Annotated in this window: 2 protein-coding genes; both read left to right on the top strand. The window is 67.2% G+C overall.

Going from position 1 to position 1,882, the window contains the following annotated elements; translation table 11 throughout:
- The coding region (locus FJ309_17525) for a TonB-dependent receptor (protein ID MBM3956374.1) at positions 1-280 on the top strand (280 nt) is incomplete at its 5' end.
- Positions 281-297: 17 nt separating this feature from the next.
- On the top strand, positions 298-1,458 hold the full coding sequence (locus FJ309_17520; GenBank protein ID MBM3956373.1) for an exo-alpha-sialidase: 1,161 nt from the start codon (positions 298-300) through the stop codon (positions 1,456-1,458).
- The last annotated feature ends 424 nt before the right edge of the window (positions 1,459-1,882 follow it).

Raw genomic sequence — 1,882 nt, 5'->3', positions numbered from 1 at the left:
CTTCATCGCCAGCCTCGGCACGATCTATACGGGCGAACGTCCGATTACGCTTTCGACCGGACGCGCCTCCCCCAACTGGGGCCCGCTGCCGCCGTGGTGGCGCATCGATGCGATCGCCGGATACAAGTATCGCGCCAAGGGCAGCCGCTACGCGTGGGATTTGTCCGCCAAGGTGACCAACGTTCTCGACAACACGGACATCTACTACGTCGCCGCCAACCACCGTTACACCCTCGATCCGGGCCGCGAATGGCAGGTTGCAACTGGGGTTCGGTTTTAACTTCAATCATACCCAAGGTGCGCCTGCGCCTCGCCAGTCTCGCCCTCTTCGCCACCGCCGCGTTCGCCGCCGCCGATCGCGCCGCGCTCCCGCCGACCGCCCAACCCTTCCTGACTGCGCCCGCACTGCAAATCCACCCGCTCTTCGACGGCCGCGGCGGGCGCGACATCGTCACCGCGCGCAACGGCCACGTGCTCGCCTTCCACGGCAAGGTTTTCCGCGAGAGCGCCGACGGCGGCTCCACGTGGAGTCCGCCCCGCGAGATCGGCCCCGACGCCGGCGGCAAGGTCGTCGTCAACGAGACCAACGGCAACATCCTCTACGTGCGCGCCGACAAGGGATACCTCTGGCGCAGCCGCGACGACGGCCGCACCTGGACGCGCGAATCGATCCGGATCAAGCCGAACAAGTTCAACCACGGCTCGCCCGACTCGGTGCCGCAGTCTGTCGGCGCGTTTCAGCCCGGCATCACGCTCCAATTCGGCCCGAGGAAGGGCCGCCTCCTGCTCGCGACGCGCATCATGGGGCCGGCCGCCAGCAACGACGTGGAGTGGCGCCCCTACCACTACAACGCCGCGATGTTCAGTGACGACGGCGGTGCCACCTGGCAGGTCAGCGCGCCGTTCCCCGTGCTCGGCTCGGGCGAGGCCGCGCTGGCCGAGCTCTCCGACGGCCGCATCCTCTACAGCTCGCGCGAGCACATGAGCGTCGGCAACCGCTACTTCGGCTGGAGCCACGATGGCGGCGAACTCTGGCTGTCGCCGTGGCTCAGCGACACCCTGCCCGACGGCTCGCGCGGCACGTCTTACGGTTGCATGGGCGGCCTCATGCGTCTGCCGATCGCCGGCGCCGACATTCTCCTCTACAGCAACCTCGACACCGACGCCGGCGTGATGCCTAAAAAAGTCGGCGGCTCCACCTCCGCCGGCCGCGAGAATATCACCGTCTGGGCCAGCTTCGACGGCGGCCGCACGTGGCCGGTCAAGCGCTTCGTCTACGCCGGCCCGAGCGCGTATTCGAATCTCGGTGTCGGCCGGGCCAGCACGCCGAGCGCCGGGAAGATCTATCTCCACTTCGAGGGCGGCCCGAAGACCTGCTACGACGGCGTGATGGTCGCCGTCTTCAACCTCGCTTGGCTCCTCGACGGCCGCGACCTGCGCAGCGTCCTGCCCGAATAGCCCGCGCTTGCATCCACTGCGCCCGACTGGTGGTGCACAGCGGCGGCGAGAAGCAATCGTGCGGGGTGCGCTCAGCAGATCCAGGCCGCGGCGGCGGCCGAAGCGTGGTCGCGGTCGCCAGTGGTGTCGTCGTCGCTGAGCGGGAATCCGGTTTCCTTCCAATTAAACCCCTCCCGAATTCGATCCCCGAGTAAATCCGGTTTGCTTTCAGACACGTCTACGCGCGGAACCAAGCGCGGATTGGGAGTCCTCACGCTCTCAATCTCCCGCGCCGCCGAATAACTCGACGCAAGCGATACGCGCCGCATAGCCTCCGACACTCCTCGCCCGTTGGCCCCGATTCGTTTGCCCCGCCCCATGTTACCCTCACGTATCGCTTCGAAATCCGAATCATTGCTCCTCGCTTGGGCGCTCGCGCTCGGTG

The organism is Planctomycetota bacterium, from assembly GCA_016872555.1.
In the GTDB taxonomy this organism is placed as follows: Bacteria; Planctomycetota; Planctomycetia; order Pirellulales; family UBA1268; genus F1-20-MAGs016.
The sequence above is the reverse complement of the archived record's forward strand: the minus strand, read 5'-3'. Positions and strand labels throughout refer to the sequence as shown.